Below are 25120 nucleotides of genomic sequence, written 5' to 3' on the forward strand. Positions count from 1 at the left end.
GCCGCCTACTCCTTGCCCGCTGCAGCGAACCCTGCCGGCCGGCGGACTTCCTGCCCGAGGGCCTGGTTGGCATAGCCGGTGGCTGCGCCGAAGCGGTCGCCGGGCACTGCGTTGTCTGCCATCAGCGTCACCAGTTCGTAGGCCACGTGGCTTCCGGCGACGCCGGTGATCTCAGCATGGTCGTAGGCCGGGGCCACTTCCACGACGTCGGCGCCCACCAGGTTCATGCCGCGGAAGCCCCTGATGATTTCCAGGAGTTCGCGGCTGGTGATGCCGCCCGCTTCGGGGGTTCCCGTTCCAGGTGCGTGCGCCGGGTCGAGGACGTCGATGTCCACGGAGATGTAGAGCGGGCGGTTGCCGATCCGGTCGCGGACCTTGGCCACGGTTTCCAGGACGCCCTGGTAGTAGACATCCGCGGAGGTGACGATGCCGAACCCGAAGCGGTGGTCGTCGTCGAGGTCCTTCTTTCCGTAGAGCGGGCCGCGGGTGCCGATGTGGCTGATGGCTTCGGTATCGAGGATGCCTTCCTCCACCGCGCGGCGGAACGGGGTGCCGTGGGTGTATTCAGCGCCGAAGTAGGTGTCCCAGGTGTCCAGGTGCGCGTCGAAGTGCAGCATTGCGATCGGACCGCCGGCGCGTTCGGCGGCAGCGCGAAGCAGGGGCAGGGCGATGGTGTGGTCACCGCCGAGCGTCACCAGCTTGCTGCCTCCGGCAGTGAGGTCCAGGGCGTTCTGCTGGATGGTTTCGATGGCCTCGTTGATGTTGAAGGGGTTCACTGCCATGTCGCCGGCGTCGGCCACCTGGACGTTCTCGAAGGGGCTCACGTCCCAGGCCGGGTTGTACGGGCGCAGCAGCCGGCTTGCCTCGCGGACATGGTTCGCGCCGAACCTGGCGCCCGGCCGGTAGGAGACGCCTGAGTCGAAGGGGACGCCCACCAGCGTGACGTCAGCCTTGGCCACCTGGTCCAGCCGCGGAAGGCGCGCAAACGTGGCCGCTCCGGCGTAACGCGGAATCCGGGATGAGTCGATGGGTCCAAGGTTGCCGTTGGCTTCGATGCGCAGCTCTTCCATGCGGGTTTCTCCTTTGAAGAGTGAGGGGCTGATGTGACTGCCATCATACACCTCGGTTTTCTAATGCGCATCAAGTGTTTACCTACTCGGGCAGGGGCATTGTGCGCTCCTGCCCACTTACCGCCGATGTCTCTATGCATGGACGACTGAGATCCGCGCCAGTCCGGCACCGGACGGCCACCGGACCGCAGGAACCGGGACGGAATGCACAGGTACCCGAGCCCCCGGTTGCCCACATACGCCAGCAACCAGGTTCCACGCACCCCCGCCACACCTTCCAATAGCCACGTGGACATCCACCAGTACCTTCGAAAATCAGGCGGCGTGGCCCGCTCCGGCCAGCTCCGGGACGCCGGGTTCCCTCTCCGGGACCTCTCACGGCTCACTGCACTGGGGGCCACCCAGCCCCGGCGAGGAATTTTCGTCCTGCCGGAGTATGACAAAGGACTCCTCGCCGCAGTCCTGAATAACGGCCGGCTGAGCTGCGCCAGCGCAGCGGGCCACTACGGACTCTGGCTCCGTTCACCTCCCGAGCAGCCCCACCTGGCCTGCAACCACGGTCACGGCAACGGTTTCATCCGGCACCGCACAGTAAGGTTTCCGGGACATCCGTCGCTGCCCGTGGCCGCCGTTGAAGATGTGGTGCTTCACGCGTTGGGCTGCCTGCCGCCACCGGCATCCGCCGCCATGGCTACCTCGGCGATCAGGCTCCATGGCGTCCCGCGCGAACTGCTGGCATCCCGACTGCAGGCCGACCGCTCCGGCCGCGCGCGCAGAATCCTCAGTGAACTCGACCTCCGCGCAGAATCCATCGTGGAAGTCGATGCCCAGCACCTGCTCCGGACACACGGAATCGCCTACGACGCCCAGGTTTTCCTACCGGGAATCGGCCGCGTGGATTTCCTGTTGGGCGGATTCCTGATCGTGGAGATTGACGGCTTCGCCTTCCACTCGAAGCGGGAGGACATGCTTCGGGACAGGACCCGCAACAACCTGTCCGCCGTCCACGGGTATGCCGTCCTCCGCTACATGCCAGAGCACATCTGGTTCGACCCGGGCAGGGTGATCTCGGAAATCACCACAGTCCTGGCGGCAGGGCCGCGCAAACCGGGCCGGTGATCGTGCAGTCCAGCCCAGTTGCCGCCGCACCAGAGGGGTCTGTTCGAGCGCATCCTCCGGAAACATGCGGCTCAGGCCGAACGCGGCCAACAGTAACTGGGCAGGAAGGCGCGCGGACAGGGGGGAAGGTTAGCGGCTGGCGGCGGGCACCAGTACCCAGAGCACTTCCACCGGCTTGTCGGTGGGGTTGATCCAGGTGTGTGGCTCACGGCCGGGGAAGGTGACGGTATCCCCCGCACTGAGGTCGTATTCCTCATTGGTAAGAATCAGCCTGATGCTGCCCTTGGTGACGTGCAGGACGTCGACGTCGCAGTCCACGGCGTAGAGCTCGGACTCGCCACGGCCATGCGGCTCGATGACAGCCTGGATGATCTGGATGCGCCGCTCGGACCGGGCCGTCAGCAGGCGTTCCACAATCCCCTGCCCGCCGAGGGAGATCCGCGGGCCTTCATTGCGCTTGGTCAGGTGGGTCTCCGGCGCCACAAAAAGGTCGCCGATGGAAATGGACAGAACCTGGCAGAGCGTCACCAGCGAAGCGACGGACGGGGAGGTGAGGTCACGCTCCACCCTGCTGAGGAAGCCCTTGGTCAGCCCGGTGGCATCCGCCACCTGTTCGATGGTGAGCCGCTGGGACTGCCGCGCCGCGCGTATCCGGGAGCCGATGGCAACCGGAACATTGCTGGGCTCAACTGGCAGTGCCTTCATTCACGAACCTTTCATAGCCGGCAGTCCGGCCCCGCTCTGCAGCAATACTAATGGCCGCCACCATGTGTGACGCCTCCATGGCGCGCGGGCCCGGACCATCAACTTCCCCTTGACTGTTACTGCGGTCACAGCCTAATCTTTGGAAACACCTGTTGCCTATAAGGCAATTATCGGGAGCCTCCTCCCCTTTTCCATCTTCCGCAGTTCGGCCCGGGCCCCCGCCGGGCACGTCGGCTGCCAATCAGCTCCAAGGAACCCAACATGGATGCAAGTGTCATCAACATCGCCATCGTGGTGGTGTACCTCGTCGCAATGCTGGCGTTCGGCTGGTGGGGCAAGTCCCGCACCCGCAACAACAGCGACTTCCTGGTGGCCGGCCGCCGCCTGGGACCCTTCCTCTACACAGGCACCATGGCCGCCGTCGTCCTGGGTGGCGCCTCCACCGTCGGCGGCGTCGGCCTGGGCTACAAGTTCGGCATCTCCGGCATGTGGCTGGTGGTCGCCATCGGCTCCGGCGTCCTGCTCCTCAGCCTCGCCTTCGCCGGCACCATCCAGAAGCTGAAGATCTACACCGTCTCCCAGATGCTGTCACTGCGCTACGGCAGCCAGGCCACCCGCACCTCCGGCATCATCATGCTCGCGTACACCCTGATGCTGTGCGCCACGTCCACCGGCGCCTACGCCACCATCTTCGTGGTGCTGTTCGGTTGGGACCGGGCCCTGGCCATCGCGGTGGGCGGCGCCATCGTGCTGGTGTACTCCACCATCGGCGGCATGTGGTCCATCACCCTGGCCGACCAGGTCCAGTTCGTGATCAAGACCGTGGGAATCTTCTTCCTCATGCTGCCCTTCACGCTCAACGCCGCCGGCGGCCTGGACGGCATCCGCAGCCGCGTGGAAGCCAGCTTCTTCCAGATCGACGGCATCGGCGTCGAAACCATCATCACCTACTTCGTGGTCTACACCCTGGGCCTGCTGATCGGCCAGGACATCTGGCAGCGCGTGTTCACCGCCAAGACGCCGCGGGTAGCCCGCTGGGGCGGCGCCACCGCCGGCATCTACTGCATCCTCTACGGCGCTGCCGGCGCCCTCATCGGCCTCGGTGCACGCGTGGCCCTCCCCAGCATCGACGTCGCCACCGAAGGCAAGGACGTTGTCTACGCCGAAGTGGCCCAGAACCTGCTCCCCATCGGCATCGGCGGCCTGGTCCTCGCCGCAGCCGTTGCCGCCATGATGTCCACCGCGTCCGGCGCCCTCATCGCTGCCGCCACAGTGGCCCGTGCCGACGTCCTGCCGTTCGTTGCCGGCTGGTTCGGCAAGACCGTCAACACGGACGATTCCGACAACCCCGAGCACGACGTCAAGGCCAACCGCCTGTGGGTCCTGGGGCTGGGCATTGTGGCCATCCTGATCGCCATTGTCACCAAGGACGTGGTGGCGGCACTCACCATCGCCTACGACATCCTGGTGGGCGGCCTCCTCGTGGCCATCCTCGGCGGGCTCATCTGGAAGCGCGGCACCGGTATTGCCGCAGCAGCCTCCATGGCCGTGGGTTCCGTGGTGACACTGGGCACCATGATCATCCTGGAGGTCAACGCCGACGAACCCTTGGCAGGCGTTTTCGCCAATGAACCGATCTATTACGGCCTGATCAGCTCCGCGGTGGTGTACATCGCCGTCTCCCTGCTCACCCGCCCCACCGAGGCGCACGTCATGCGCAACTGGCAGCGGCGCGTCGCAGGGCAGGACTCGCAGGAAGAGTCCGCTGAGCGGATTGCCGCCAACTGACCGGACCTGAAGAAACCGCAGGGTTTTCGGCACGCAACAGATCCTGGCAACGCACGACGGCGGCGCCTCCTTTCGCGGACAGCGGGAGGAGGCGCCGCCGTCGTCCGTCCTACGCCCCTTGGCGCGGCTTACCCGTCTTCACGGACCTCGTCCGGATCAAGCGGGACCACACGGTCCTCGGCGTCGACCACCACCGGGGCTGCATGGACCACCGGCTCCTCCTGGTCCAGGAATTCGTCCTCGGTGTCCCAGTCCTCGCTGGTGACCGGTGTGTCTTCGGCATAGTCATATGCGGGGTCCGCCTCCACGGCGTCCAGGTGCGGCATGTCCGGGTGCTGTCCGGTGGTGCCCATGATTCAACCTCCGTGTGTTCGCCTGACGTGCTCTTGTGAGTGGCGGCCTTGCCGCGCCGCACTTTCATCACAACACCGCGGCTGGGCCGGGTCAAGAGTCCAACGGCCGGCCGCAGACAACGCACTTGAGAGCCTCCGGGGAACGCCGGGAGCGCCGCCGGATTAAGGCATACCGAAACCCGGATGCGAGGAACACCAGCCGAAAAACCGCGGAAATTCGCAGTAGGCTGGCTCTGCAACGGGGCCGAATATCATGCCCCACCAGCCCAGGAGTCTTCGTGTCGCAGCACGCCCAGTCCACGCCAAACCATTCCACCCCGCACCATTCCAGCCCGGAGTCCGCCCCGCGTACCGGCGCAGCGGGCCACCATCCGGCACCGTCGTCCGCGGACCTCAAGCGGTGGCGCCAGTACCTTGCCGATGAACGGGCCGAGGCCGCCGTCTACCGCGATCTGGCCCAGAACCGTGAGGGCGAGGAACGCGAGATCCTCCTGGCCCTCGCCGAAGCCGAGGGCCGCCACGAAGCCCACTGGCTGGGACTGCTCGGCGACCAGGCCGGAAAACCGCGCCCGGCCTCGGCCCGCAGCCGGATGCTCGGATTCCTGGCCCGCCACTTCGGGTCGGTCTTCGTGCTCGCGCTGGCCCAGCGCGCCGAAGGGCGCTCGCCCTACGCCAAGGACCCCAACGCCACCGAGGCCATGGCCGCGGACGAACAGATCCATGAGGAAGTTGTCCGTGGGCTGGCCACGCGGGGCCGCAACCGCCTGGCTGGAACCTTCCGTGCAGCGGTCTTCGGCGCCAATGACGGCCTGGTCAGCAACCTGTCGCTCGTGATGGGCATGGCAGCCTCCGGCGTTGCCAGCAGCGTGGTGCTGCTCAGCGGCATCGCTGGCCTCCTGGCCGGCGCCATGTCCATGGGCGCGGGTGAGTTCATCTCCGTCAGGTCCCAGCGGGAACTCCTGGCCGCCACCCGCCCCACGCAGGTCACGCTGGCTGCCGCTCCCAAGCTGGACCTGGAACACAACGAGCTCCTGCTGGTGTACCTGGCCCGGGGCATGTCCCACGAAGCAGCCGAACACCGGGTGGCCGAACGCATGGGCATCCTCTCCTGCGACTGCGATCCCAGCCTGTCCCTCCAGCCCGAACTGCCGGAGGAGGAAGACCAGCACGAGGCCGTGGGCACCGCCTGGGGAGCCGCGTTGTCCAGCTTCTGCTTCTTCGCGTCCGGCGCCATCATCCCCATCCTGCCGTTCCTGTTCGGCCTGACCGGGGTTTCCGCCCTGGTGGTAGCCGGCGTCCTGGTAGGCGTGGCGCTGCTGGCAACCGGCGGCATCGTCGGCCTGTTGTCCGGCACGTCCCCCCTCACCCGGGGCCTGCGCCAGCTGGGCATCGGCCTGGGCGCTGCCGCCGTCACCTACCTGCTGGGGCTCGTCTTCGGCACCGTCGTCGGCTAGTAGCGGCCCCTGCCGTGAAAGCCCTTTAGTGGAGGAATTCCCGCCCCGGCATGCCGGGAGCCGCCCCGCACGGAAGCACGGTCCGGGTTACCGGGCCGTGCTTGTCGTCGCGCTCTGCACGGCTGCCGTGCTGGGCGGCGCCCTGGCCCTGGGCGATTCGAGGATCAGCCAACTGCTCACCGCAGGTCCGGGTTCCGGTCAGGTCCCCGAACAATCACAGGAACAGCCCGGGGCAGGCCGGGCGGAACCCCTCCCCGGCCTCGCCGGCGAACCATCCGCGGCCAGCACGGACGCGCCCCCTCCGGGCTACGAGGAGGAGCCGGTGCCGCTGGCCGAGCCGGAGGTTCCAGCAGCGGGAAGCGACTCCTACCGCTTCCTGGCGGTCAACGGTGACGGCACCCCGGTGGGCTACTCGCCCTGCCGCCCCCTCCACTACGTGGTCAATGACAAGCTGGCCCCTGCCGGTTCGGAACGGCTCGTCCCGGATGCCATCAGGATCATTTCGGCCGCCACCGGCATCACCTTCGTCTATGACGGCACCACCGGCGAACAGCCCTCGTCGCAGCGCGCCGCGTACCAGCCGGCAGCCTACGGCGAGCGCTGGGCGCCGCTGCTGATTGCCTGGACCACGCCGGACACCTCTCCGGAACTTGCGGGCAAGGTGATCGGCACGGGCGGAAGCACCCACTTCAGTTTCGACGGCGGTCCCAAGACGTTTGTCACCGGCAGCCTGGACCTGGATGCCCCGCAGATCACCGATGAGCTGCGCCGGCCGGACGGAAGGCTGTACGCCGCGGCGGTCATCCTGCACGAACTCGGCCACGTGATGGGACTTGACCATGTGGCGGACCCCGCCCAGCTGATGTATCCGGAAATCGGCGGTTCGGTTGGCGCCGCCGGGAGCCTCGCCGACGGGGACCGCAACGGACTGTATGAACTGAGCAAGGCCCAGTGCCGGAAAGACCTCTAGGCCCGTATGTGCCGTGACCCGCCAGGGGCGGTTCCCCTGTCAGTCCTGCAGCACGGCCACGGCCTGGTCCACGGTGTCCACCAGGAAGATCCGGTCCTCCATGGCACGGCCCGCCGCGAGCTGCCGGAGCAGCGGCCAGGCAGGGTAGTCGCGGGTCCAGTACCGGGTGCCCACCAGGACCATGGGCGTTACCTTTTCCCGTGCGCCGTAATAGTTCTCGCAGGCGTCCTGGAAGATTTCCTGGACGGTTCCGGCGGCGCCGGGGAGGAAGATGATGCCGCCCCGGCAGACGTCCAGCAGGACGGCCTCGCGGATGGAGTTGGCGAAGTACTTGGCGATGTGGGTGGCGAAGTAGTTGGGCGGCTCGTGCCCGTAGAACCAGGTGGGTATGCCCAGCGAGGGTGTCCCGCCGGGGTAGCGTTCGACGACGGCTGCCGCGGCGCGTGCCCACGCGGACACGGAAGGACGGAAGCCGGGGACGGCAGCCAGGAGGCTGAGCGCGGCCTCCAGCCCGCCGTCGTCGTACCCGCCAAGATAGGCGCCCAGATTGGCGGCTTCCATGGCGCCGGGCCCGCCGCCGGTGGCCACCGCATGTCCGCCGCTGACCAGCAGCCGCCCCAGCCGTGCAGCCTCAGCGTAGTCAGCACTCCCCCGTTGCGCCGCGTGCCCTCCCATGACGCCCACCATGCGTTTCCCGGACCAGGGGCCGGCCCGGAGAACCTCGTCCAGCGCATCGCCGATGGCATGGTCGTGCAGCGAAGACGCCAGTGTAGCTTCCACTCGGTGTTCCCGGCCGGGCTGGATGCTCCAGTGGTAGATCCGCGCATCCGGCAGTTCCTCGTAGGGGGCGCCGGCCAGCCCTTCGTAGAGTTCGGCGGGCGAGTACAGGGCGGAGCGGTAGGGATCGAAAGGGACACCCTGCAGCCGCGGGAAAATCAGGGCTCCCCTGCCGCGGAGCCTGCTTTCCATCCCGTCGTCGAACGTGCAGCCCAGGAACAGGGCGCCTTCCACGTCCAAGCTGTTGAGCGCCGCCGACCTGCCCCGCAGGTCCAGGGACTGCGCATGCCATCCGTGGGCCCGGACCGCCCCCGCGGCGACCAGCCGGTCGAAGCTCTCCAGGTCCTCGACTTCGAGGCTGCGGGGCGTGGGCCCCAGCTTTCCGGTATGGCTCATGGCTGCCGTCGTCGTCCGCCGCTGGTCATGGGTTCAGCCTAGGCCAGCCAACGCGAACGCGGGGCCGGGCCCTGCCCGCCCGGCTGGTACCGGAAGGGCTGGTCCCGACCCCACGATGCTTGGCAGTCGGATATCAGGGTGCGGCGGTCTCCGCCGGAGGGCTAGGCGGAAACCTTTGCAGGCACCGCACCGTCACGGAAGTGTGCTTCAAGGTCCTCGAGCGAGTGGCCTTTCGTTTCCGGGACGAATTTCGCCACGAAGGCCAGCGACGCGACGTTGACCAGGACGAAAAGTCCGAAGGTTCCGGTGGAGCCGAGGGCGTTGACGACGATGGGGAACAGGAAGGAGATGGCGGCGTTGACGGTCCACAGGGCGAAGACCGCGATTCCCATGGCAAAGCCGCGGATGGCCAGCGGGAACATCTCCGAGAGCAGGAGCCAGACGCAGGTGCCGATGAAGCACTGGACGAAAGCCACGAACAGCATCATGGCGGCCAGGATGGTGTAGCTGGCAAGGTCGGACTGGGGCAGGAGGAAGACGATGGCCAGCAGCGCCTGCGAGCCCACCACGCCGGAGAAGCCGATCACCAGCATTTTGCGGCGGCCCACGAAGCCCAGCAGCCAGATGCCCAGGATGGTCATCAGCACCGAGGTGACGCCGACGCCGATGGTGGCTACGAGTGAGGCGCTGACACCAAGCCCGCTCTTTTCGAGGATGGTGGGTGCGTAGTAGTTGACGGTGTTGATGCCGGTTGCCTGCTGGACGGTGGCCAGACCGATGCCGATCCACAGCAGCCGGCGCATCCAGGGGTTGTTCCTAAGGTCGCGCCAGGCGTGGCCGCGTTCTTCCTTGGCGGTGCGGGCGGTCCGGGCGATTTCCTCGAATTCGGCCGCGGCCTGCTCCGGGGTGCGGCTCATGGACAGGACGCGGCGGCTGTCTTCGAGCCGGCCGCGGATGGCGTACCAGCGCGGTGATTCGGGGAGCATGAGCATCCCGGCAAGGAGCGCCAGCGCCGGGAGGGAGGCGATGCCCAGCATGGTGCGCCACACTTCGGTGTCGTGGATCAGGGCGTCCAGCAGGGCGTTGATGGCGAAGGCCAGCATCTGGCCGGTCACGATCATGAGTTCGTTGATGGTGACCATCCGCCCGCGAAGGTGGGCCGGGGCCATTTCGGCGAGGTACAGCGGACAGGTGACGGCAGCTGCGCCGACGCCCAGGCCCAGGATGATGCGGGCAGCGACCATGAATGTGACGTTGGGTGCGATGGCACAGCCGATCGCGCCCAGCAGGAACAGCAGCGCGCAGACCAGCAGCGATCCGCGGCGGCCCAGTTTGTCCGCCATCCGCCCACCGGCCAGGGCTCCGACGGCGGCGCCGGGGAAGAGCAGGGCGCTGACAACGGTGGCTTCTTCGACGGCGGTCATGTTCAGGGAGTCATTCATGTACAGCAGGGCGCCGGAAATCACGCCGGTGTCGTAGCCGAACAGCAGGCCGCCGAGCGTGGAGATGACGGTCAGGCGGGCCAGGTAGCCGCGGCGCGTGGACCCGGGGGCACTAGGGGAAGGTTTCTGCAACAGCATTGTTGCCTCTCAGATTCTTTAGGGACCGAACGGTCCGGAATGTGATGCGTTCCACTAGATTAGAGCGCTCTAATTCGCGGCGTCAATAGAAAGTCTTAATGTCAGAACAAGTTGTTTACCCGGCATGCTGCCCAAGTGGCGCGCAGCCAGCCTTGACCCAACAACCCCGCCTGCTACGATCGAACCAGAAAGTATGTCCTATCAAGAGAACATATGGCGGCAAAGCGGCTGCGCCCCATCCGGGCGGAACCGGACGCTGCGACCGAGAACAGGAATACACCGTGGCGAACACCCTGGGCCTCAGCATCGACCGCTCCTCCCCCGTGCCGCTCTACCACCAAGTAGTCCAGGGCATCGAGGCAGCCATCCACAGCGGAGTCCTGGAACCGGGCAGCCGATTGGACAATGAGATCGACCTCGCGGCGCAGCTGAACCTCTCCCGGCCCACCATGCGCAAGGCCATGGACGAACTGGTGCGCTCCGGGTTGCTGGTGCGCAAGCGCGGCGTGGGAACCCAGGTGGTTTCCAGCCAGGTCCGCCGCCCCCTGGAACTCTCCAGCCTCTACGACGACCTCACCAACAACGGCAAGAAGCCCACCACCGAGGTGCTCAGCTTCTCCCACATTGAGGCCGACGACGCCACCCTGGCCATCCTCCAACTGCCTGCCGGATCCAAGGTGTACCACTTCACCCGGTTGCGGAAAGTGGGCGGGAAGCCGCTGGCCCTGATGGAGAACTGGGTGCGCGACGACATCGCTTCCATGGACGAAGCGATGCTGTCAGCCGAAGGCCTCTACTCGATCCTCCGCCGCGGCGGCGTCAACTTCCGGCTGGCCACGCAGCGGATCGGAGCCGTGACGGCCAACGAGTACCAGGCCTCCATGCTGGACGCGGCCGAAGGTTCGGCCCTGGTCACCATGGAGCGCACCGCGGTGGACGATACCGGCCGGCACATCGAAACCGGACACCACGTCTACCGGGCCGATTCCTACAGCTTCGAAATGACACTCGTACAACGCTAAACCGCAAGGAACACACACCATGACCAACTGGGTCTACCCCCTGGGCACCGCCGCCGACGGCATCTGGGATGTCTCTCTCGGGACGTCCGATTCCTCCCTCACTGTTGATGGGTGGGCACACACCGGCCTGAAGGTGGCCACCCTGGCCGCGGGCGCCGCCGTCGAACTTCCCGCCGCGGACGAAGAACGCATTGTGGTGCCCCTCAACGGGTCCTTCACCGCCACTGTGGACGGCACGGACTACCCTCTCGCCGGCCGCGCGTCCGTGTTCGCTGGCCCCAGCGACGTTCTCTATACCGGGACTGGGCGCGCCGTCACTGTCAGCTCGGCCGACGGCGGCCGGGTCGCTATCGCGACGGCACCCGCCAAGGCCTCGTACCCCACCCGGCTGGTACCGGCTGCGGACACCCCCGTGGAACTTCGCGGGGCGGGCAACTGCTCACGTCAGGTCCACAACTTCGGCACACCCGCTGCGCTCGAAGCGGACCGGTTTATCGTCTGCGAAGTACTTACTCCCGCCGGAAACTGGTCCTCCTACCCGCCCCACAAGCACGACGAGGAAAAGGACGGCGAGACCCACCTCGAAGAGATCTACTACTTCGAGACGCAGGTTGCCGACGGATCCGGAGCACCGTCCGACGCCGATGCCATCGGCTACCAGCGCGTCTATGCCTCGGATGAGCGCCCCATCGACGTCTCCGCCGAGGTCCGCACCGGCGATGTCGTCCTGGTGCCCTACGGCTGGCACGGCCCCGCCATGGCAGCCCCCGGCTACGACCTGTACTACCTCAACGTCATGGCGGGCCCGGGCCCCGTCCGGGAATGGCTGATCAGCGACGACCCGCACCACGGCTGGGTACGCCAGACCTGGGACACCCAAAACATCGACCCGCGGCTGCCCTTCGGAGCCTAAAGCCGGGCCGGGCCGCCGGCTGGCATAGTGGAGTCTTGTGAAACAGACTTCCCCTTCGCCACGGTCAGTGACCATGGAGGACGTGGCACGCGAGGCCGGAGTCAGCCGCGCGCTGGTGTCCTTGGTGATGCGCGATTCCCCCAAGGTCTCCCCCGCCAAGCGGACGGCGGTGCTGGAAAGCGCCGCCGCTCTTGGCTACTCCCCCAACCGGCTGGCGAGCCGGCTGGCGAGCCACCGCACGCACACGCTGGGCGTGCTGTTCCTGGACCTGCACAACTCCGTCTTCGCCGACATCTATGACGGCCTCAGTGCAGGGTTGGCAGGCAGCGGCAACCAGGTGATGGTCGCCGTCGGCTCCGCGGATCCCCACACCGAGGCTGAAGCGGTGCGTTCCTTCGTGGACCTGCGCGTGGACGGCGTCATCCTGGCCGGGTACACCGGCACCTCCGAGGACCTTGCGGCCGCCCTGCGCGGGACCCCCGCGGTGGTGATCACCCGTGAGTTGGAGGCCGACGGCGTCGATTCAGTTTTGACGGACGACTTCCGTTCCGGCGTACTCGCCGTGGAGCACCTCTACGGCCTGGGGCACCGGCGGATTGCCCACGTGGACATCTCCGACTGGCTCCCCTACACCGCCCGCCGCGAGGGGTACCTGCACGCCATGAAGGAGCACGGCCTCGCGCCCCAACTGGTGCACAGCGACATGACCGAACGCGGCGGACGCGCGGTGATGGAGCAGTTCCTCGACTCGGACGCGCAGATCCCCACGGCGATCTTCGCGCACAATGACCTCACGGCCATCGGCGTCATGGAGGCCCTCACCGCCCGAGGACTGTCCATCCCTGGCGACGTGGCCATTGTTGGTTGCGACAACATTGAGTTCGCGGCTTCCCCGTTGATTGGCCTGACGTCCATCGACCAGCACGCCAGGGAGCTGGGCCAGGTGGCTGCGAGGGCCATGCTGGACCGGATCGCCGGGTCCGCCGGGCCGGCAGCGACCCGCAAGCTGGAACCGGCCCTGATGGTCCGCCGCTCCTCGGACCCCACAGCCTGATCGACTGACGCTAAGCAGGGGCGCCACTCAAGATTCAGTGGTGCGCCTCTTAAGTTCGCGGTATACCGTCGTCCGTGACACGCTGAACAACTCGGCCAGCTCGGCCTGTGTGTGCTCTCCGGCATCGTGCAGTGTCAAAAGGTACTTTCGCTGCGTCTTGGACAATTTCGGCGGCTTTCCTTTCAGCCGCCCCTTGGCCTTTGCAACGGCCATGCCTTCGCGGGTGCGCATCCGGATCAGATCGGCCTCAAACTCGGCCACCATTCCCAGGACGTTGAACAGCAGCCGACCTACCGGGTCAGTCGGATCATGGGTGCTGCCGCCCAGACTGAGGACTACTCCCTTGGCTGTCAGCTCGTCGGCGATGTCTCTGGCATCCGAAAGGGAGCGCGCCAGCCGATCGAGCTTCGTCACCACGAGGGTATCGCCAGCCCGGCACGCAGCCATTGCTTCGCGAAGCCCGGGCCGCACACGGTTTGCTCCCGTCAGGCCGTGATCGACAAAGATCTGCTTCTCATCAACACCAAGGGCAAGGAGGGCGTTTCGTTGGGCCGTCAGGTCTTGGTCGTTCGTCGAGACCCGGGCGTAACCGATCTTCATTCCAGTCATGACGACTATGGTTGCAGTAATCCCCCCATCACCGCGCATTTCATCGTGCGGGTCCTACGTACACGTCCGGGGTCAGCATCTGCGCGGAACGTGGCAGCGGGCTTCTGCGCACGATGATCGACCGGCTAACGGGCACGCGTTCCAGTCGTGTACACAAGGTGGAGCATGGGCTAGAGGTTCAAGACTCCGACCGGGCGATTGTCCGTTCTGTGGCATCCTTGAGCGCGATCCCGGAGACCAAATTTTCTTTGCCGATCAGGGTGTCGTGGCTTTTCTCGATATCGCTCCAGCGACTCGAGGGGGCACACCTTGGTCGTGCCACGCATTCACGCGGCCAACGCGTTCGATGTCGGAGGTGATGAATTTGCAGCCACAATGCGAGGCGTTTGGAGCGTTGCAAAAATCCTCAAACGACAGCTGAATCCCGAGGGTCTGACCCTGCTTCAGAGCAGCGGCGAGGCGGCTTGGCAGGACGTGTTTCACCTGCATGTTCATCTCATTCCTCAATATCAAGGAGACGGCCTCGTCCGCCCTTAGGGCCAAGTTCCGGGCAAGCCCTATGCCGATGGAACAGACAAACGATTCCCGCGCTCTAACCGTCGACCTGCGCGGAGCAAGCGGCTACGAGGAGTAACCCGCCCGCTGAATGATGCCCGTGCGTGGAATGCAGTATCAGTTGTAGGAAAACTCAAACTATCCCCCTCCGTACGGCCAGACCCAGCTAAACGTATGGAACATAACCGGAGGTTCAAAATCTTGGCAAAACCGAAAAACTTCATGCCCTGGAAGCTACCCTGCACATAAAGCTTCTACAAACTATAAGGGAACATCAATTCGGTCCGCCTCCATAAACTCCGATACGACATGTGGACCAGCGTCCGACTGGTATTCGCTCATAACCTTCAAATCCCTTGCTAATGCTCCTCAGCCCACGCTGGCATACACATGCTGGTATCCCGGCATCAATGGCGGCATATGGGAAGCGGATATAGCATTTAATAGCGATTATTCGTGGGCTCTTCGGGACAACGGGTATCTTCTGTGCTCTCCCGGGCAGTTTATTCTGGAGGGCGTAGCAACACATGAGTTCGGCCATGCGTTTGGCTTGAGCCATGCTCCCCAAAGCTCCGATCAGGTGATGCGCCCGAACAGCAGCTCCTGCACGACCACGGACACAGAGCTGGGAACGGGCGACCTTGCTTCAATCAACCATCACTACCACTACTGACGGGACTCTCTCGCCCTGTGAGTATAGGAAATCGCGGTGGCGAGCCCGATGGTAAATCTAATTAGTAGGCCGAGGGAAACAAGGCCGACGATCCAAGTCAGCTCCGTTCCAAGCAACGGCTGCATAGTGCACGCAGTATCAGTGTCATTTCCAGTGATATATCTTCCGCATCCGCGAATGCGGAATAGAAGAATGGGAGCAGCAACCACAAAGGTGGTGATAATAAATAGGACCCATACCCACGGCCTGTTCCAGGGCCACTCGATTGCTTTGTCTTTCATCTGACTCTCCCCCTTGTAGATCGCCTAGACCTACTCACCCGGCTGGTTGTTCTAAACTAACAGGGCCATGACCGACGTATACCGGTGATGGCCCTGTTTGCTCAAAACTCGAACGCGACCAACTGGTCGAGCGAACCAAGGCCCGGCATGGCCGCGGCCGCCGAACACGGGCGAAAGGCTGGACGGCGGGAAGTCACCGCGGCCCACGGAAAGGGCAAGCATGCCCGCGACCTGAAAGCTCAAGTGCTAACACCCGCCGAGATCGGGAAGATCATTGGCGGCAGCCGAACCACGGTGTTGCGCATGGAAAGCACGGGAGGTGATCTAAGTGAAGCGCGTCGCCCCTGACCCAGAGTTCATGATGATGTACCGGAAGGGCATTGCCACATCAAAGATCGCGGCCATTGTCTCGCTTATCCAGCCGCAATCATGTGGGTGCGCTGGCGCAAGTACCGCAAAATCTGGCCAGATCCAAAGGAAAGTAGTGACCGGTAGACGATCCTTTGACGGACCTGCACGAGTTTAGGGATCGGGTGTGGGATAGGTGAGGCACCGTTCATTGAGTAGCTCAAGGCTTTCGCGACTGGCTGCCAACTGGAGTGTGGTGTTGTTCGACAGGATAGTTATCACTGACCCTCCAGGAAAAACAGCCCAGGGGGACTTAGTAAGCTCTCCAACGGCCGTAGGAGATTGATAAATTTCTATCGGCCCTGTGAGGGGCCCGCTTTCGCTTGCGCCCATTTGGAAAATAAGTCGGTTTGGCTCTGCTCTTGCATAGCCTCGGGCCCATCTGCTTCGGAGCGCCGATCCTGGCTCGCGGTGAGCACATGCGAAGAGGCCTCGTTCGGCGTCCAGAACTGCTCGCTTCTTGCGAAGGGGTGCAAAGACGGCAATTTGAACAACCGTCATAACGACAATGCCGGCCACAATGACGATGACGAATGCAGTCCACCGTCCCAAGGCAGACTGCAAAGGTAGGAAGAGTAGACCAGCCACCACGTAGAGCGGCACGAAACCGAAGACGTCGTATGCCCGTTCAAACCGGCTTCGCGGTGTTGGTTCTAAGTCCAGTTCGCGCATTGAACATGCCTCCTGTGATTGTCGGGAGTCTAATCAATGCGACGGCTTTTTGATAAGGCCGGCCCTGACGGTACGCCACCGCACTCATAAGGTTCTGTACGCGCGTAAGCCGATCCATCAACGTGCCACTCGTAGCGACCTTGAAGAGTCCGCTACTTGAATGGAGCTACCAAATCCGGTGCCAGGCGTTCTTGTTTCCCTGATCGAATTAGGAACAAGATACCCGTTGGAAGTAGAACAGTGCCTGATCCCAGCATTACTGCATGAACAGGCGTCGACGGGCAGCCGGCGGAACTATCGTCTTCAGCGCATGTGACTCCAGGCTGAAGGAAGCCCACTGCGATCAGGGCTAAAGCCATACATAATGTAGCTACTCCTGTTACGCCCCAAACCCAGTTCTTCATCCGTCCATCAGACCATGCTTAGCGCCTCCATGAGACGGACAATACTCGGAGTCGTCCGTTTGGGGATCGACTTACGGACACATAGAGGCCTGCTCATGAATGCGGGCCGAAACCCAGTTCCCATTTACAGGCACCCTCGTGTGGTTCATATTCGAGGTATGCGAGTGGCCGGAATTCTCCCCTCAGACGCTCCTGACCCGCGGGCCGGATGGGCCGAGCGCCTGAAGCTGATGCCCATTCCGGTGATGGGGCTCGCGCCTCAACCATCGTTGGAGGACACCGACAGCGTTGGTGTGACCTATGGCCAAGATGATCGTGGGTACAACGAGATGACGGCGAGCATCACCTATACGCTCTGGCGAAACCCGGATGACCGCTCAGACCCGGTAAACCTCGCGGACCTCAACGAGAAGACACGCAGATCGATCGAGGAAGTTCCGCCATGGCCGCGGCCCCCTTGGCTGATCGAGTACGTGGAGCGCCTGCGTTACCCGCAACTTGAGGATGCCGTGCGAACCACCTGGCACCGCGATCCATCCGAGCGTTCTTCGGTTCGAAGCCTGTTGGTTGACCATGTCAACCACATCCTCATGAACCAGTATCGGCAAGAGCTCTGGCCGGGCAGCAACCCGTGGGACCAGCACGCCCCCACAGTTACCGGCCGGATGGTCAACAGCCAGGCCAGGAGCGTCATCAACGGAGTCGATATGCCCGGTGCAGAGGTCGATACGGACCCGTTCGTCTACGGTATCGGAGCCCAACTGGCAGGCGGCGGCGTGGTGACCGCGGTGCTTCCCCGCACTGAGCTCAAGCACATCCAAGTCCAATTCACGCCCCGGACCTAACGCTTCCATTCCAAACACAGCAACACCAAGCTTGACGTCGCCCCCTAGGGGAACCTCGTCCGTAAGCCGATCCCTCTACGAGCTGCCCCAAAGGGCCAGCTCACCTCCGGGCGTGGACACGATCAGTAATCCGTCTGGACCAGTGACGTTCCACGCTTCGTACGCCGACTCGGATTCCGGCACCACGCTCAGCCGGAAGCCGTCCTGGATGACAATTTCAAGCCGCCCGTCGTCGAAGGCTCTTGCCTCAGCAACCACCTTGGAGCGCGAGAGCGGCAGAACGGGACTGAGCTGGTCGAAGCCGCCGCCCGGTTTGACTACATGTGAAGTGCCATCGGGGTGCTCAAGAACGAAGCTCTCCTCGATGGTGATTCTGAAATGTTCGAGAACCAGAGTTACTTGGAAATCCAGGACGAGTTGCAGGATGAGTTGCCCACTCACCTCGAGAAGCCAGTAACCCTCGGATCTTTGAGCCCCGCTCATGGACGCCGGAACATATGCCACAACGGCCCCCTTCCTACTAAGCTCCACCCTAGCCCTGCCCATGGCCCGGCAGCCCAAAAACGAAGAGCGTCTCTCACGGCGTCGCGGTAGTCCAAAGGAGCGTCCGTAAGCCGATCCCAAGCGGGCGCCTAAAGCGTCCTGTGAACCACCGGCCTACGGGCGCTCTGCAAGGTGAGCGGCGATCGAATCGGTCAGCAATAGTAGGGTGCGGGGTGAACCAGACGGGCAGGCTTGTAGTCGAAGGGGGAACCGTGATCGCAGCGCTCAATCAACTCGTCGATTTCATCGACGGCCACCTCACTGAGGAGATCCCCATTGATGACTTGGTGGTCAGTCTCGGCATGACGGAGTACCACCTCCGCCGAATGTTCTCAGCTCTGGCCGGCATGCCGCTCTCCGAGTACGTCCGCAGGCGCCGCATGACGGTGGCTGCAGCAGACGTTCTCGGAACGGGCGAGCTGCTGGCAATCGCGGTGCGGTATGGCTACGGCTCGACCGAGGCTTTCAGCCGGGCATTCCGATCAGTGCACGGCGTCGGTCCGGGCGACGTGCGCCGGGACGGCGGGCCCCTTCGCACGCAACCACAGCTCAGGTTCCGCCTGACCGTAGAAGGGAACACCACGATGGACACCCGCATCGCAGATCGGCCGGCATTCCGACTCATCGGCCGTTCGACCCGTGTACCGCTTATCCACCACGGCCCGAACCCGTACATCCAGGCGCACATCGCCTCACTGCCAGCAGCAGAGCACGCCCGGCTCAAGGAATTGAGCAACACCGACCCCATGGGCCTGCTCCAGGTGAGCGCCGACGTCGACCCGGACTACACGGAGGGCAGCGAACTGACCTACCTCCATGGCGTGGCCGTCACCGAAACGACCCCGGCTCCCGAGGAGCTCGACGCGATCGAGGTCCCCGCAGGCACTTGGGCGGTGTTCCACGCCGAAGGGGCGTACCCGGAAGTTCTGCAATCCACCTGGGCCTCCACTGCCACCGATTGGTTCCCGTCCAACCCGTGGCAGCTGCGCCCGGGCCCCTCGATTGTGGCAGTCCTAGACCGCGCCGCCGACTTCAGCACAGCGAGCTGCGAATTGTGGCTCCCAGTAGAACGCGCGTGACAGACCGCCCGCCGGAAGGACAATGCCGGCGGGCGCACGGCTTACTTTCCTGCGGGGTTCGGGTGCCCGGCGAAGGATCCTCCTACGCGACAGTCGACTCTCTGCGCCACAAACGCTGGGCCTCAAATCCCTAGAGTTAGTAGACGCCCAGGGCGAGATTTGCTGGGCATACCGCCGCGGTCCTTCGGCTTATATCTCCTATCCGGGGAGCGCTCCGCCTGCAATCAGGATTCCTTCCGCCATGATCCACTGGCCCCAGGCTAAGCCAATAGCCACAGCCGGTATGAGGATGTAGGTCGCAATGCGTGAACCTTTGCCCATCTGATATGCATCGGGTTTCCTTCCCGAACGCAGGAATCCGACAAGCATAGCCGGAGCGGGAAACATCGCAACCTGCATGGGGAGCCCCTTGCCGCTCCTGTCGTACTTTCCGTCGTACGGCATCCTGGTTTCCCAGGGAACACTCGTGAATGTGTAAATGGCAATGCCGATGCAGACTGCCAGGGCGATCCATTTGACGACTTCGACCCGCCGGCAAGCTACCTTGCCCAGCCTGAGGTCCTCTTCCGTCAACCCCTCCGGAATGGCTGTTTGCTCTGCATCTGAGTTAGCGCCATCCTTCATGGTGTATTCACCGTCTTTTGGCGCAACACCCAGTGGCCGAGCTGTTCATAATTCTTCGCCCCCATGGCTCCAACCCTACCGACCGTTACAGCTGTGCGCCCGTAAGCCGATCCTCGACCGGCACTCATTCGACTGTTTCAACCGTGTTGTCAGCCTACTCGGCGCTAGGCTCAAAGTGATTAGGGCGGGGGTTCGAGACGGTATCGTCCGTGCTAATGAGCGGAGGACCGCTGATAATAGATCTGCAGACAGGACCCCGCTGGCGCCGAGACTCGCTAAACAGATAAAGCCCTCGCCGAATCTTTTTATCTTGCTCGACGAGTGGATCGCAATGCCCGGTCGGTGACAATAACAACGGCCGCCACCAGCACTCCGATGAGGAAAGCAGTTGTTGGGCCATAGATAGGCCAAAAAATGGCGAACGGGACAAATCCAGCAAGGAAAACGAGAAGCCAGCGTCCCATACGTCTGGTCCGTGGAGTCACTTGCATAAGTGGACGCTACCACGGACTTGGCGCACCATAGCGTCCCCAAATGCCAATTTCAATTACAGTCAGCCGACGCACCCTCCTGCGTCCGATAGGGGATCCCCTTCCGGGACCCACGGTGCGTCAATTAGCGTTGTGAAAGTTCCACCATCCAACGCAGATGTTCATTGTTTGTCGGGGGCAGATTGTTTGTACCGCCGTCGGAGGACCAAAGAAACTGCAATGGCGGCTAAGCAGCTAGCTAGCAGAGCGGTCCAGAAGACATATGATTCGGCTGAGAGCGGCTGCGCTAGCGAAGCCCCCAACGTTAATACGCAGAGCACCCCGACGAGGAAGCCGCCACTCATCAGGACGACGCCGGCCAACATCTGTAGATGACGCAAGCGCTCGTTAGATGGGGTCATGGCAGTCCTTATGTTTCACAGACTTAATCTAGCAACGCTGTGAAGGCTCTGTCGCCAGCAGTGTCCCTCACCAGTCGCAATGTCCGGTGAGGGATCGGCTTGCGGGCCCCCTGCTGCTCGCGCTTAAAAACTCTCGAGCACGCTGTTTTTAGAAAGCGCCGCACCCAGCGGATTCATCAGGCAATACTGACTCCTTATGGGGAGAGACAGACCGGGCAGAAAACGTAGAAAACCCACAAGGGCCTTTCCACGGGAGCAAATTGGTGGCTGACTGGGTACACCCGATCTAGCAGGAAGCAGGTTTCCCATGCGCGAGCCGGATCTGGACCCGACTCCCAAGAGCCGGCTGGAACAGGTATATGACACCATCAGTTCCCTGCCGCTATTCGTCCTAGCCGGCATCTTCTATGTCCCGCTGCAGGCTGACCTGGGCTTATGGCCTGCATGGGTCATCGTGCTCACTTCCGGCATCGCTATGACAGCCGCAATCCAGTTCTTTCTCGTTGCCCCCATGCGGAGGAAGCGCAAAGCCCAGGACACCGAACGAGGACTTTTCGAATGCGCCCACAGAGAGCCTGGATCGGGGCTTCGCAGTAGATGGGCTCGAGGTTATGCAAGGGCAGAACCAAGCCGGCTCACCTTCCAGACGGGTGCAGGTGAGAACGGGCCCCTTGCAGGGCCACTGGAAATCTACCCTGCGCCCACAGCCGTCGGAGATCTCGAAAAAGCCCCTTGGACCGTTTTTCCCGGAGGGCTCATAATCACCATCACCTCAGAGAACAAGACACTCCAGCTAGCCGCCGGCCGTGCAAGCCTCGAGCTCCTGAACACGCGGTGTTTCACCAATCCAATACCAGACCCCTGAGCAGGTGCCACAGGACCGGGAGCCACGTCCAGTAGAGGATCCTCTTTCGGATGGCCGCACCCTCGGCACGGGCGGGAGGCTTTTGCGCATCGGTAGGCTAAGCCCATGGCATTGGGGGATGCGGCGAAGCCGCAGGCAGTTTGGTCACACAGAGTGGTCCTGGATTCCTACGCGTTCATCAAGGGTTGGCTCATCGCCACCACGCTCTGGGTGGGCGTGCTACTTCTCCTGGTGGCAGCAGTCTATGGCGTGCCCGCCGCGCGGGACGGAACTGACGTCGGCTACGTGTGGGGCATGTTAGGCATGGCGATTCTTTATGGCTTCGGAGTTTCCCTAGTGGTCGCAGCCCCACTGGCCTGGGCGTTGGCCTATCTTTTGCGCCCGGTCCGGAATCAATGGATCCACATAGGTGCCTTTTTTGCGGTGCCCACCATGGTGTTCTGGCTGCTGGGAAGCGTCCTGGGCCTCGGCTGGCAACCTCAGCTACTGATCCCATGGGCCACCGTTGGCGCAGCGGCAGCTATCGGCCGATGGGCAATCCGCAAAGACGCCCTTGCCGCGAATGCTGCAGCTAACCCGGTCTGACCGCCCGCTGCACGATGGCTAAAAGGAAGCCACTACGCCCTGGCGCACCGCGGCTATTCGTTTAGCGCCCCCAGGCCAGGAGCGGCGAGCGATTGAAGGCGCTGCAGGCGAGTCCTAGGGCCAGGATGGCGCTGCTAATCGCCGCGGCGGGTGTTGATTCCCCGGAATGGAGTGGGAGTGCCCAGTTTGTCGGTGTGTTGGAGGGGTCAACGCCGAGGGTGAAGACCAGGAGCATGTAGGCGACGGGGGCCAGCCAGAACCATCCTTGCGAGGTGAAGCGGGAGGTGATGAGGGTGAGGCCGGACAGCATGAGGATGTTGCGAAGGCCGACCAGCAGGTCGGGCCGGCCGCTCAATAGGGCGTAGGCCAGCAATCCTGGCAGCGAAACGATGACGAGCTGGCCCATGAAACGCGCCATTAGGATCAGTCCGATGGGTCGGGTGGTGGTGGTCACGTGATGGGTGTCTGGCGTGTAGGTGGTGTAGCCCAGGAGCAGTGCGATCATGAGGGGCAACAGGTATGACAGGGGTGCTTCGTAGTCCTGGTTCAGGGGGAACGGTACGAGGGTGTTCCCGAATACCGCCATTACCAGGGCGGTCGCGGCAGCGCTACCTGTGCACCAGAGGGCATTAAACGCTTTGAGGAAGAGGGTCATTCGAAGTCGCTGGCTGACACGCTGTCCGTGCAGATCTTCTTCATGTTCGTTGTGATCCACTGTGCTTTGTCGTTGTCCGGGATGGCGTCGAAGGCTTGGAGTACCGCGCCTTGTCCATGTTTTGGTTCGATGGCGGATTCTTCTTTGTCCATGGACCAGTTCAGTACGGCCTGCCCGAACCCAGTGTGGAATGAGCGTGCAGCTGTTTCCATGCCGTAGATGACGCAGGGACCGGAGGGCTTGATTGCCTGGTTGAGGGCCAGCTCCGTGCGGTCACGGTCTTGCCATCCGGTGGTGAGGTCATCGACGTGCATGACTGCTGCTGTCGGGTCCTCCGGGGTGCCGAAGGCTCCGCGGTTCCTCACTTCCACTTTCTCAAAGCCCAGTGGGGTACCTGCCAGTTTCTCCTGCATTCGGGTAAGGGCCGCAGTGATCGGCCCGCGGACGGACTCATAAGAGGGGTGGAGGCATAGTGTGAGGTCAGCGTTGGTTTTGCATCCGTCACTGACGGAATAGGCCTGGACCTTGAGGAATCCTGGCGCCGTGGTGAAGACGCCGGTGGCACCGACACCGGCCATGACTAGGCCGCCGGCGATCACCGCAAGTGTGGAGGCTTTCTTGGCTTCCAGCGCCATGGACAGGGCGCCGACGATGACGGCCAGCAGTCCGAGATACCAGGCCCCTTGCCAGATCAGCAGTTCATTGTTAATCCCGAAATAGGGTTCAGCGGATTGTTGAACGGTGGGGCTGAGGAACAAGAACCGCTCGTGCAGTTGAGCGTTCAGGATCAAGAACACGAGCACCAGCGCGTAGAGCCCCGGACCGGTCAGGGCGGCTGTCAGTTTGTACGGCAGGACCGTGCCCGCCGTGTGCCCCAAGCCCACTTGAACTGTCAGGCCGGCCAGCCCGCATAAGAGCCAAAGCCACGGAACCTCCCCGGCCGCTCCAGCAAGTCCCATGGGGACAAGAACGGCAGTTCCGATCAGACAGTAAGCGGCTGCACTCCAGACACAGCTTGCCATCAGCACGGAGAGAGACGCCCGCCAAGCCCCAATCGTGCTGGCCCTCCACGGGACTTCCAAACCATGCCGTTTGATGCGTGCAGCATCCCAGGCAGCCACTGCGCCAAGGAGTGGGCCGGCGATCGTCACTGACGCAACCACCGATTGAACGCCATTGTCCAGAATGGCGAGCCCGTCCCAGACAATAGACCTCGCCACAAGCCACGTCAGAGGTACGACGACAACCAGAGCCCACTTTGCCGAAGAATGCCGTAGATCCGAGATATTGATCATGCAGGCACCTCGACGCACCGCGCATACGCTATCTCGAGGTCAGTTGCTGTCGGAGCATTCACGGCGGCAAACGCCCTTACGCTTCCGTGGAAGCGGACCTTGCCCCTCGAAACGGCCATCACAGAATCACAGATCTCGGGCAGGTCGGCGACATTGTGAGTGGACATAATTATTGTTGTCGTCCCTGACAGGGAGGCCAGGACATCCAGCACAGATCGACGCTCAATAGGGTCAAGGCTGGCCGTAGGCTCATCCAACAACAGGACACCCGGTTGTGACACCACGGCCTGCGCAATCCCCACCCGCTGACGTTCACCGCCCGAAAGCCTGGACATCTTTCGCGTAGCAAGGTGGGCGGTATTTGAACGCTCTAAAGCTTCTTCGACCAACACGTTGTTTCGCTGGCCCTTAAGCCACAGGGCATAAGCAACGGATTCCCTGACCGTGAACGAAGGAACAAAGAACCCAGACTGGGGAAGATAGCCGGTAGCTGCTCGCGCCTGGGCAATGCCGTGCCTCGTCTGGAGATCATGTCCACCAACGCGGGCCGTGCCGCTGCTAGGACGCCGAAGGGTTCCAAGCACCGATAACAGCGACGTCTTACCCGCACCGTTAGGACCAAGAAGTCCAAGAATTCCCGAACTATGGACCCACGACTGGGACTCCACCACCGTCCTGCGCCCCAAACGTACCGAGAGGTTGGCAGCTTCTACCGCTGCAAAGGCCACGTCAGCGGCTTCCGCCCGGATTCCAGCGCATACTGCTGCTAACTAAGACACTTGAAAATCGACCGAAATACTGACGCTTCACGGATCCCCCTTTAATACCGGTCATGCTCTCGTCAATGTCGGACGCTAGCACGATGCCGCGCAGGCAGCCTGTCACAACATCGGTCTCCTTCAGAAGACACCGAAGTGTTCGGTAAGGGATCGGC

At 63.3% G+C, this 25120-nt stretch carries 21 protein-coding genes; 11 read left to right on the forward strand and 10 right to left on the reverse strand.

Features of this window, described 5'->3' with window-relative positions:
* Positions 1–5: 5 nt before the first annotated feature.
* A complete protein-coding gene (speB, locus tag QE394_RS04270; protein WP_261619369.1) occupies positions 6–1070 on the reverse strand; it encodes an agmatinase in 1065 nt (354 codons plus the stop codon).
* Between the two features lie 288 nt (positions 1071–1358).
* Between speB and QE394_RS04275 the strand changes: the two genes are divergently transcribed.
* The gene (locus tag QE394_RS04275) at positions 1359–2189 is read left to right on the forward strand and encodes a DUF559 domain-containing protein (RefSeq protein WP_056084210.1); all 831 of its coding nucleotides are present in this window, start codon (positions 1359–1361) and stop codon (positions 2187–2189) included.
* A gap of 129 nt (positions 2190–2318) precedes the next feature.
* On the opposite strand, the gene QE394_RS04280 is transcribed toward QE394_RS04275, so the two are convergent.
* Positions 2319–2894: a cupin domain-containing protein gene (locus QE394_RS04280; protein ID WP_045731969.1), complete on the reverse strand. Its 576-nt coding sequence runs from the start codon at positions 2892–2894 to the stop codon at positions 2319–2321.
* A gap of 261 nt (positions 2895–3155) precedes the next feature.
* On the opposite strand from QE394_RS04280, the gene QE394_RS04285 reads away from it, so the two are divergent.
* Entirely contained in the window at positions 3156–4682 is a 1527-nt protein-coding gene (locus tag QE394_RS04285) for a sodium:solute symporter (RefSeq protein WP_056083997.1), read from the forward strand.
* A 128-nt stretch (positions 4683–4810) separates the two neighbouring features.
* Here the strand turns inward: QE394_RS04285 and QE394_RS04290 are convergent, their stop codons facing one another.
* Entirely contained in the window at positions 4811–5035 is a 225-nt protein-coding gene (locus QE394_RS04290) for a hypothetical protein (RefSeq protein WP_056083993.1), read from the reverse strand.
* Between the two features lie 278 nt (positions 5036–5313).
* Between QE394_RS04290 and QE394_RS04295 the strand changes: the two genes are divergently transcribed.
* Positions 5314–6489: a VIT1/CCC1 family protein gene (locus QE394_RS04295; protein WP_056083989.1), complete on the forward strand. Its 1176-nt coding sequence runs from the start codon at positions 5314–5316 to the stop codon at positions 6487–6489.
* Positions 6490–6586: 97 nt separating this feature from the next.
* The gene (locus QE394_RS04300; protein WP_349033822.1) at positions 6587–7459 is read left to right on the forward strand and encodes a matrixin family metalloprotease; all 873 of its coding nucleotides are present in this window, start codon (positions 6587–6589) and stop codon (positions 7457–7459) included.
* Positions 7460–7498: 39 nt separating this feature from the next.
* On the opposite strand, the gene QE394_RS04305 is transcribed toward QE394_RS04300, so the two are convergent.
* Positions 7499–8632 carry a Rossmann fold nucleotide-binding protein gene (locus tag QE394_RS04305; protein WP_349033823.1) on the reverse strand — a complete coding sequence of 378 codons (1134 nt, stop codon included), beginning with the start codon at positions 8630–8632 and terminating at the stop codon, positions 7499–7501.
* Between the two features lie 161 nt (positions 8633–8793).
* Positions 8794–10212, reverse strand: a complete 1419-nt coding sequence (locus tag QE394_RS04310; RefSeq protein ID WP_349033824.1) for a sugar porter family MFS transporter — start codon at positions 10210–10212, stop codon at positions 8794–8796.
* A 281-nt stretch (positions 10213–10493) separates the two neighbouring features.
* On the opposite strand from QE394_RS04310, the gene QE394_RS04315 reads away from it, so the two are divergent.
* From QE394_RS04315 to QE394_RS04325, 3 genes are all read left to right on the forward strand, one after another.
* Positions 10494–11234 carry a GntR family transcriptional regulator gene (locus QE394_RS04315; protein ID WP_349033825.1) on the forward strand — a complete coding sequence of 247 codons (741 nt, stop codon included), beginning with the start codon at positions 10494–10496 and terminating at the stop codon, positions 11232–11234.
* Between the two features lie 19 nt (positions 11235–11253).
* Positions 11254–12147 carry a 5-deoxy-glucuronate isomerase gene (gene iolB, locus QE394_RS04320; protein WP_056083973.1) on the forward strand — a complete coding sequence of 298 codons (894 nt, stop codon included), beginning with the start codon at positions 11254–11256 and terminating at the stop codon, positions 12145–12147.
* A gap of 73 nt (positions 12148–12220) precedes the next feature.
* Positions 12221–13201, forward strand: coding sequence for a LacI family DNA-binding transcriptional regulator (locus tag QE394_RS04325; RefSeq protein WP_349035371.1), 981 nt, complete (start codon positions 12221–12223; stop codon positions 13199–13201).
* Positions 13202–13228: 27 nt separating this feature from the next.
* Here the strand turns inward: QE394_RS04325 and QE394_RS04330 are convergent, their stop codons facing one another.
* A complete protein-coding gene (locus QE394_RS04330) occupies positions 13229–13801 on the reverse strand; it encodes a recombinase family protein (protein WP_349035372.1) in 573 nt (190 codons plus the stop codon).
* A 3160-nt stretch (positions 13802–16961) separates the two neighbouring features.
* On the opposite strand from QE394_RS04330, the gene QE394_RS04335 reads away from it, so the two are divergent.
* Complete coding sequence (locus QE394_RS04335; RefSeq protein WP_268160799.1) at positions 16962–17648, forward strand: hypothetical protein; 687 nt, start codon at positions 16962–16964, stop codon at positions 17646–17648.
* Between the two features lie 75 nt (positions 17649–17723).
* On the opposite strand, the gene QE394_RS04340 is transcribed toward QE394_RS04335, so the two are convergent.
* On the reverse strand, positions 17724–18089 hold the full coding sequence (locus QE394_RS04340; protein WP_268159067.1) for a DUF6188 family protein: 366 nt from the start codon (positions 18087–18089) through the stop codon (positions 17724–17726).
* A gap of 314 nt (positions 18090–18403) precedes the next feature.
* On the opposite strand from QE394_RS04340, the gene QE394_RS04345 reads away from it, so the two are divergent.
* Positions 18404–19270 (forward strand): AraC family transcriptional regulator, encoded by an 867-nt coding sequence (locus tag QE394_RS04345; protein WP_349033826.1) that lies wholly within the window; start codon positions 18404–18406, stop codon positions 19268–19270.
* 198 nt (positions 19271–19468) lie between these two features.
* Here QE394_RS04345 and QE394_RS04350 read toward each other — a convergent pair whose 3' ends face one another.
* Positions 19469–19894 carry a hypothetical protein gene (locus QE394_RS04350; RefSeq protein WP_268159071.1) on the reverse strand — a complete coding sequence of 142 codons (426 nt, stop codon included), beginning with the start codon at positions 19892–19894 and terminating at the stop codon, positions 19469–19471.
* A 1199-nt stretch (positions 19895–21093) separates the two neighbouring features.
* Here QE394_RS04350 and QE394_RS04355 point away from each other — a divergent pair.
* Positions 21094–21651 carry a hypothetical protein gene (locus QE394_RS04355; RefSeq protein ID WP_349033827.1) on the forward strand — a complete coding sequence of 186 codons (558 nt, stop codon included), beginning with the start codon at positions 21094–21096 and terminating at the stop codon, positions 21649–21651.
* Between the two features lie 105 nt (positions 21652–21756).
* Positions 21757–22236, forward strand: coding sequence for a hypothetical protein (locus QE394_RS04360; RefSeq protein WP_349033828.1), 480 nt, complete (start codon positions 21757–21759; stop codon positions 22234–22236).
* A 61-nt stretch (positions 22237–22297) separates the two neighbouring features.
* Here QE394_RS04360 and QE394_RS04365 read toward each other — a convergent pair whose 3' ends face one another.
* The gene (locus tag QE394_RS04365; protein WP_349033829.1) at positions 22298–22822 is read right to left on the reverse strand and encodes a hypothetical protein; all 525 of its coding nucleotides are present in this window, start codon (positions 22820–22822) and stop codon (positions 22298–22300) included.
* Between the two features lie 65 nt (positions 22823–22887).
* On the reverse strand, positions 22888–24186 hold the full coding sequence (locus QE394_RS04370) for a hypothetical protein (RefSeq protein ID WP_349033830.1): 1299 nt from the start codon (positions 24184–24186) through the stop codon (positions 22888–22890).
* Positions 24187–25120 lie beyond the last annotated feature (934 nt).

This window comes from Pseudarthrobacter sp. SORGH_AS 212 (genome assembly GCF_030818145.1).
Lineage (GTDB): Bacteria > Actinomycetota > Actinomycetes > Actinomycetales > Micrococcaceae > Arthrobacter.

Excerpts from the sequence above, each read along its gene's own strand:
- speB (WP_261619369.1), bottom strand. The coding sequence starts at position 1,070 with ATGGAAGAGCTGCGCATCGAAGCCAACGGCAACCTTGGACCCATCGAC.
- QE394_RS04280 (WP_045731969.1), bottom strand. The coding sequence starts at position 2,894 with ATGAAGGCACTGCCAGTTGAGCCCAGCAATGTTCCGGTTGCCATCGGC.
- QE394_RS04285 (WP_056083997.1), top strand. The coding sequence starts at position 3,156 with ATGGATGCAAGTGTCATCAACATCGCCATCGTGGTGGTGTACCTCGTC.
- QE394_RS04290 (WP_056083993.1), bottom strand. The coding sequence starts at position 5,035 with ATGGGCACCACCGGACAGCACCCGGACATGCCGCACCTGGACGCCGTG.
- QE394_RS04305 (WP_349033823.1), bottom strand. The coding sequence starts at position 8,632 with ATGAGCCATACCGGAAAGCTGGGGCCCACGCCCCGCAGCCTCGAAGTC.
- QE394_RS04310 (WP_349033824.1), bottom strand. The coding sequence starts at position 10,212 with ATGCTGTTGCAGAAACCTTCCCCTAGTGCCCCCGGGTCCACGCGCCGC.
- iolB (WP_056083973.1), top strand. The coding sequence starts at position 11,254 with ATGACCAACTGGGTCTACCCCCTGGGCACCGCCGCCGACGGCATCTGG.
- QE394_RS04325 (WP_349035371.1), top strand. The coding sequence starts at position 12,221 with ATGGAGGACGTGGCACGCGAGGCCGGAGTCAGCCGCGCGCTGGTGTCC.
- QE394_RS04330 (WP_349035372.1), bottom strand. The coding sequence starts at position 13,801 with ATGAAGATCGGTTACGCCCGGGTCTCGACGAACGACCAAGACCTGACG.
- QE394_RS04335 (WP_268160799.1), top strand. The coding sequence starts at position 16,962 with ATGCGAGTGGCCGGAATTCTCCCCTCAGACGCTCCTGACCCGCGGGCC.
- QE394_RS04350 (WP_268159071.1), bottom strand. The coding sequence starts at position 19,894 with ATGAAGGATGGCGCTAACTCAGATGCAGAGCAAACAGCCATTCCGGAG.
- QE394_RS04355 (WP_349033827.1), top strand. The coding sequence starts at position 21,094 with ATGCGCGAGCCGGATCTGGACCCGACTCCCAAGAGCCGGCTGGAACAG.
- QE394_RS04360 (WP_349033828.1), top strand. The coding sequence starts at position 21,757 with ATGGCATTGGGGGATGCGGCGAAGCCGCAGGCAGTTTGGTCACACAGA.
- QE394_RS04365 (WP_349033829.1), bottom strand. The coding sequence starts at position 22,822 with ATGGCGGTATTCGGGAACACCCTCGTACCGTTCCCCCTGAACCAGGAC.
- QE394_RS04370 (WP_349033830.1), bottom strand. The coding sequence starts at position 24,186 with ATGATCAATATCTCGGATCTACGGCATTCTTCGGCAAAGTGGGCTCTG.